Origin of the sequence: Seohaeicola saemankumensis (assembly GCF_021021435.1) — a bacterium.
GTDB lineage: Bacteria > Pseudomonadota > Alphaproteobacteria > Rhodobacterales > Rhodobacteraceae > Seohaeicola.
This window is the reverse complement of the sequence record NZ_JAINWI010000038.1, coordinates 1-6,484: the sequence shown is the minus strand read 5'-3', so window position 1 is coordinate 6,484 and position 6,484 is coordinate 1. Positions and strand designations below refer to the sequence as shown.

Annotated in this window: 4 protein-coding genes and 1 pseudogene; 3 read left to right on the top strand and 2 right to left on the bottom strand. The window is 54.8% G+C overall.

Translation table 11 applies throughout. From position 1 onward, the window contains the following. Positions 1–64: 64 nt before the first annotated feature. Both K7H22_RS19585 and K7H22_RS19580 read left to right on the top strand, forming a co-directional pair. Positions 65–367, top strand: coding sequence for a hypothetical protein (locus tag K7H22_RS19585; RefSeq protein WP_230802498.1), 303 nt, complete (start codon positions 65–67; stop codon positions 365–367). A gap of 125 nt (positions 368–492) precedes the next feature. Beyond that, on the top strand, positions 493–1,221 hold the full coding sequence (locus tag K7H22_RS19580) for a DUF736 family protein (protein ID WP_230802497.1): 729 nt from the start codon (positions 493–495) through the stop codon (positions 1,219–1,221). Positions 1,222–1,468: 247 nt separating this feature from the next. Here the strand turns inward: K7H22_RS19580 and K7H22_RS19575 are convergent, their stop codons facing one another. Then, positions 1,469–3,313, bottom strand: a complete 1,845-nt coding sequence (locus K7H22_RS19575; protein WP_230802496.1) for a UvrD-helicase domain-containing protein — start codon at positions 3,311–3,313, stop codon at positions 1,469–1,471. Then, entirely contained in the window at positions 3,310–5,541 is a 2,232-nt protein-coding gene (locus K7H22_RS19570; protein WP_230802495.1) for an ATP-dependent nuclease, read from the bottom strand. The genes K7H22_RS19575 and K7H22_RS19570 overlap by 4 nt, the downstream gene beginning before the upstream one ends. Before the next feature lie 775 nt (positions 5,542–6,316). On the opposite strand from K7H22_RS19570, the pseudogene K7H22_RS19565 reads away from it, so the two are divergent. Next, positions 6,317–6,484: pseudogene (locus tag K7H22_RS19565) on the top strand (DUF2493 domain-containing protein); the annotation flags it as partial.

The following is a 6,484-nucleotide window of genomic DNA, read 5'->3' as shown; positions in this document are numbered from 1 at the left end:
AATCTTGCATGGAAGATCGGGCTTCTTGCGTCGTTTCCCCATCATTCTTCGTAAGGAGGTTCGCATGACACTCGATGAAATCAAGGCCGCCGTCGATGCCGGCCAGACCGTGCATTGGGCCAATACCGGCTACGTTGTCCACAAGGACCGGCTCGGTCAGTACCTCATCACCTATCTGCCGAACGGCAGCTGCATCGGTCTGACCGACCGGAGCGGGCACCGGTTGAACGGAAAAGAAACGGAGTTCTTCATCGCGCGATCGGATAACGGCGCGGAACATCCGGGCAGCCAATCAAGACCAGACGGGCAGCGGAGAGGCGTCGCACCCGGAGGCCCGGTGGCACACCCACTCGGACGGCGGGCCTGACCCGTGGGTGGGGCTGAAAGGAAAGCGAGCTTTCTGATTTGTGATCCCTCAAGGGGTCGAGAAAGCAATCCCGGATGCGCTGGCAAGAACGTCAGGCACCGACCAATCTGAAAAGGAACCATCCCATGTTCGCAGGAACCCTCACCCGCAATGTCGAGACCGCAGCCGCTCAGTACACCGGCATGATCCACTCGACGCGCTTTGATATCGCCATCCAGCTGGAGGCACGGGCCAAGATGTCCGAACGCAGCCCGGATTTTGACGTGACGGCAGTCAACAAATCAGGCCGCAAGGTGCGCATCGGCACAGCCTGGAACGAGACCGGCAATACCAGCGGCAACCCCTACATCTCGATGCAGCTCGATGTCGGCCTCGGCCCCTTCCGGGTCAACGCGGTGCAGACGAAAGAGGCGCGCGCGGCCCAAAGCGGGGAGTTCGAGATCATCCCGCTGGTCTCGAACGGCCTGATGAAATCCGGCTCGATCTCAGGTGAGTTGACCGCCATGGACGCCGACAACGCCTTCACCGGTTACATCGCCAACATGATGTTCGATCTGGAGTTCATGCTGATCGAGAACAGCTACAAGACCGAGGAGACCCACCCTGACTACCGGATCGAGGTCAGCTCGCCCCGGGGGACATCGATCCGCGTCGGCTCGGCCTGGATGGCCAAAAGCAGCCGCACGGGCAATGACTACCTGTCGCTGCTGATCAACACGCCTGATGGCGACCTGCGCGTCAACGCCGTGCAGAACGAAGAACAGCGCGGCGGGCAGACCTTCTCGATCATCCCGTTCATCGACAGCGGTGAGCAGCCGCAGGACACGGGCGCGGGGTTGTCACTGGTCGCATGACTAGCGCGTGAGAGAAGACGATCTGAACCGAAAGGGGAGCCGTGGGACCACGGTTCCCCTTTTTCCATGTCCGTTTGCGTCAAGGACGCCAACCGCTTGCGATCTGGTGCAAATGCGATACAATAGTATATTAACGTAATGTTGAGGGCGGGCGCGTGGCGGCTAGATCAGGGACGGTTCCATGGTTTGACAACTTTGAAAACGATCGATGTGAAAAAATGAATCTGCATAAGGATCTGTCCGGTACCTACAAAATTGAAACCTGGCTGTCCTGGAACAAACCGCGCTCAACCAGTTCTTTTTTGGCCGCTTCCGCGGCTTTCGAAAACATCAAAATCCTAAGGTTCACTTCCGCCCGTGAAAAACAGACATAAGCCAGCTTTTGAGTAAGTTCTTGCTGCCGGTCGGTCGGATTGCCCGCGACACCAGGGGTCAGAACTTTCGAAAAGCTGTAGGTATTCCAGGCTGCCTCGATATCGTCGATCATGACCAGCACGTTTTCATACTCTTCGCCTTTCGAGCCGTGCTGCGTACTGAAAGGAGAATTTTCATCCAGAAATTCGATGTACTTTTCGAGTTCGTCAGCCTTCAGCTTGAAGAATTCATCAGCCAGCCAATCTCCTTTTTCCCTTTGGTGATCCTCATTGCCGGAGTCATAAGCTTGGCGGGGAGCGCGAGCTAACTGAGCTGCAAGGCGGTCCGAAATTTGATAAAGCGCGTTCGCGCTACAGTATTCCAGAATTTCTTTGACCGTATTGCCTTCCCATTTTTCTGCCAAAGCAGCGGCGTGTTTTGAGGCTTCCTCGAGCATCTGTTTGAGGGTTTTGCTCTTGTTCGCTCCAGTGTCGTCAAAAGCAGGGCTTATTCTTCGGAGTGTTTCAATCAGCTTCTTAGGATAGTTGTTGCGGGATGCATCGACCAAAGAAAAAATGCCATCCACAAAGGGTTTGAGAAGATAGTGCGTGCCGTCTTCATAGTCGGATTGGGATCTGGACGACGAATAGTCACCTGTAAAGAGCTTGTGCAGTGTAACGAATCCGAGCCTCCGGGCGATCATCTGGCGTGCCAGAAAAAGGTTCTTTACAGGAGTAATATCGGTCCATCCCCATTGTTCAACGGCTTCCTCGAACTTCGCCGTTACCTCATCGAGTTGTTCAGAGGTATAGGTTTTCCGTGGACCGGCAGGGTCGGGAGCCTGCGCGATCGTAATCAAGACGCTGCCCTTAACGTCGGAGTTCTTCCCACCCGGAACCTGCTTCAGATCGGTTCTGAAGTTGTTGAGAAGGTCGATCACCGAGGTTGAGCTTCGAAAATTCTCTTCCTTCGGAATCTTTTCGGAGCCTTTTGGACCGGCAAAACCTCCGGCACGCTTATCGTAAATCTGCTGCATCGGATCGCCGAAATATCCGACGATTGGTAACCCTTCGTCCGCGCACACAGCATTGAGCGCCTCGACGACCTGCGGGAAGGTGTCTTGAGCTTCATCGACAAAGATGTAGGGGTATTTGAACCCGAGGCCTTTGCGCAAGAGTGGTTTGTTCGTGATTAGATAGGCCGCGACGTCAATAACATCATCATGGTTCAGGACACATTTGGAATAGTCGCTGATAACGGTTTCTTCGTAGCATATCGGCGGTTTATGCGCGTTTAGCGCAGCAAGTTGGGCAGTCAGGCGCTCAAGGTCTTTCCTCGCTTTTTGAGCGGCCTGAGACGTCCCCCCGTTGTCTTTCTCGCGGGCCTTTTCCATATGTTGCGGGACGATCGCATCACGAAGGGTCTCCCGAATAGCATCCTGGAAGCGCGCGATTTCCGCCCAAAGGAACCCGTGCAGAGTGGAAACGTAAAAGAGGTCATCGAAACCTAGACGCGACGAAATCACTCCAACGGCACGGTTTGTGTATGTGATACACACCACGCGCTGACCGTTTTTCCGAAGCTCGTTTCCACGGAACCTCTGGATTCCTTTCAGAGCTTCAACGAGCGATGTGGTTTTGCCTGAACCAGCGCCTGCGATAACCGAAAATGAAACGTCCTTGGCGATGCACTCAGCAATTTTCTTATCGGCCTCAGTTGGCTTGAGTTTTGCCGTCATTCGCCGGCTCCCAGGTTTTGGGAGAGACGTGTCTCCAGCCATTTTAGGCCTTCGTCGATGTAGTGGGGAACATTCCAGTCCCGGTTCTTTCCCGCATTCGCTTCTTCATCCCCGCCTGCCGGTATTTCGAAGGCAAGGACATCCATAGCAAATTCTGTTTTTTTGAAAGTATCGCTTTTAATGCGTCGCCAGACGGCCTCTTGCAATTCGGCTCGACCATCCGGCAAGTCAATGCCGATACTGAGTCCATCGGCATGGAAGTGGTCGAGGTTTTCGAAGACAAAGGCTTCTTCAAGGGTTCGCCCGTGGAAGGTTTGAGCATTGTCCTGACGGTTAACTTCTACTGGCTTTTGATAGGCGACAAAACGCATCCCTTCAGCTTGCAGACAATCGTCGAAGGTGTTGCCGGAGAGTTCGGCAACTCTCGTCTCTCCAAAGAAATACCCCAGAGTCGCATTCGACGAAACGGCTCCCGGATGGGTAGCGACGCAACTCGCCCGGTTTCTCGCGGGATCAACGGAGTCGATATCGGTGATGACCAAATAGGGAATTTCGAGGAATTCCAACAATCCGGCGAAGCGCATCCCATAAGCGCCACCTACCTCCAGAATGGTAAGATATTTTTTGTTCAGATTCTGCGCCGATATGTCAATCATGCGCGGCAAAAGCAGTTTTTCCGCAGACCCCTCAACGAGTATGGCAGCATCGGAGAAGAACAAGTCGCAATGCGTAAGTCTCAGATATTTTTTGAGAAAGGAAAGTGATTCCTCTGGTTCAATCATATCGCCGCCCAATTCAAGTGGCTCAGGTTGAAATTGGCGAAGGCTGTGCACGGTCGTTCCCTGATAGGTCACTCCCTCCTGTTCACCGTTGATATGGCACCGACGGAAGTAGCGGATTTTTGAGAAATCCACGGTATCCAGGATGTGCGACGAGTGGGTTGTGATTGTGAGCTGGGGCTTGCTTTCGCCTTCTGGTGCGTCAGCGGTGAGCACGTCCCACATCTGGCGAATGAATGTTTGTTGGACCTGAGCGTGCAAATGCACTTCCGGTTCTTCGATAAAGATCATCTGGCACAGCGGACGGTTGTCTTCGGTCGCGAGCCATTGCCGATAAAAATGATCGACCTGAATGGCCATGAACACCAGGTTCTTGAAACCCAGTCCGTTATAGGCCTCGGGTAGCTCATGGCTGGTGCTGGCATCGACGTAGAAGAGTTCGGTGTTACCGCGTAACGCAACCTCCGAACTGAGTGTCGAAACGACCTTCATCGCGCGGTCGTTGTCGGAGGGAAGGCCAAGACCTCCGATCATTGTCATCAGGGGTCTGAAGCGTTCGTCGTAGTGCCTAGTCAGATTTTCATTATTCTGTTCAATGATCGCTATAGCTTCTTCGGCCAGTTCCGCCTGCTCCAGGTTTCTCCGGTAATACGTCGCAAAGGCGTCTGACAGTCTGTTGCTCCTCGCGGCATTCTCGTCGTCAATATTTCGCTGGGCATCAACGAAATCGACGCGCAGCAGAGAATGGACAATCTTCTTGCCTTCTTGCGCGGAGAGTGCCGTTGCCACGAATTCCTCTTCCAGCTTTTCCAGCGAGGACACCTTGATGCCAAAATACTTTTTCAAGTTGCCTTCCATTCCAAGGAAGAAGCTCAAAGGGCGCTTGCGGGTACCGTCTTCCTTTGTCGGGAAAGCTGCATCGTAATGCTTCCAGAGTTCTGCTGCGTCATCCGCAGCGAACGAGCAGCGCATCCCGATTTCCGAGAAATCAGCGGAAAGGCTCGTTGCCAGGGCAAAGACCCGACCGAACGCAATTGAGTCCGGATCGATGTGAAACCAGAGATCAAGTTCTATTTGGGGTAGGCTGGATTCGTTCCCTGGAGCGTATGCGTCGATAGAGGCAATTGCGAGAATGGAGAAGTCATGAATCTTGAATTCCCGGTTCCCGAGAAAGCTTCGAATGGCAGCCGTCGCAGAAGTCTTGCCGCTGTTGTTCGGGCCAACAAAAACAGTTTCCTTGCTTTCGAAATCAACGGACACATCATTCAGGCGCCGAAAATTTCGAATGGATATACTACCTAGACGCATCCAGTCCCCCTGTAAGTTGCGAAGATGATAGCAATCATTGGTTGTGTTCGGGAAGGTAAATTCGTCGCCGGTTGACACAAAACTGATGCTCGCAACGGCGCGAATGTCACCAAGCTGACAAAAGCAAGACAACTGAGTCACCCATCCAAACCCACCTTATGAGGCAGGGCTTGTCTACCGTGAAAGGGGCAGTCCAATGCGTCGCTCCCTAGGTGTAGAATTTCGGGAGGACCGAACCATGGCAAAGAGGGATGTCTCCTTATTTGCATTCATTGCCATGAAGCCGCCAGTCCGTTCCCGGCCCATCACGTGGAGTGCTTCGAAAAGTAATCCGTGTAGTCTGCAGCGGCGTCACCTACACATCAACCTTGGTCTGAGACTTCCGGCCTCCCCAGCTCGGCTTCGCGTGTCGCAGGGGAGAACGGCCCTTCGGTCCGTCGCGCATTCGGCCATGCGGCCTCACCGCGGCGTCGCGCCTGGCATCCCGGTTTGCCCGCCTCGCGAGCACGTCCCTCCCCGGCCGCTCCGCCGGATTGCGCTCTGGTCTGTTTTGCAGGGCAAAACGATCCCGCCGCTTCATCCGTCTCCCGCGTCCGGTCAGGCCGTTTGCCTGCTCGGGTCGGGCAAACCTACCGTCAAAACACACACACATGAGCGTGTAAGCATATCCTCCGGATGGCCCCCAAATCAGCCCGCGTCAAGGATCGCAAAACTTTTCGGCGAGGGCGGGGCCTGTGGGGCGGGGCGGTCCCGTGCGTGAGGGTGCGCGTGTGTCGGGTGCTGCGCGCAGAAAACTTTTGCGCCCGGCAAGCCGGCGGCTGCGCCGTCCCTGACCCGGGCAGATTCGGAAACCAGGTATTCGGCCATGCCCCCACACTCACGTGGTGGCTCTATAACCGAACACTGGAGACCAGACATGGCTTACGACACCGCAAACACCTACGAGACCATCGAGCTTTTCGGACTGACCGAGAAGGACGCGCAGCTGCCGATCCCGGAAGATCACATCCTGACCGACCACATTATCCGCGAGAGCTTCGAGGCTTTGCTCGGTCAGCTGCGCGGGACTGGGCTTGAAGCCGAA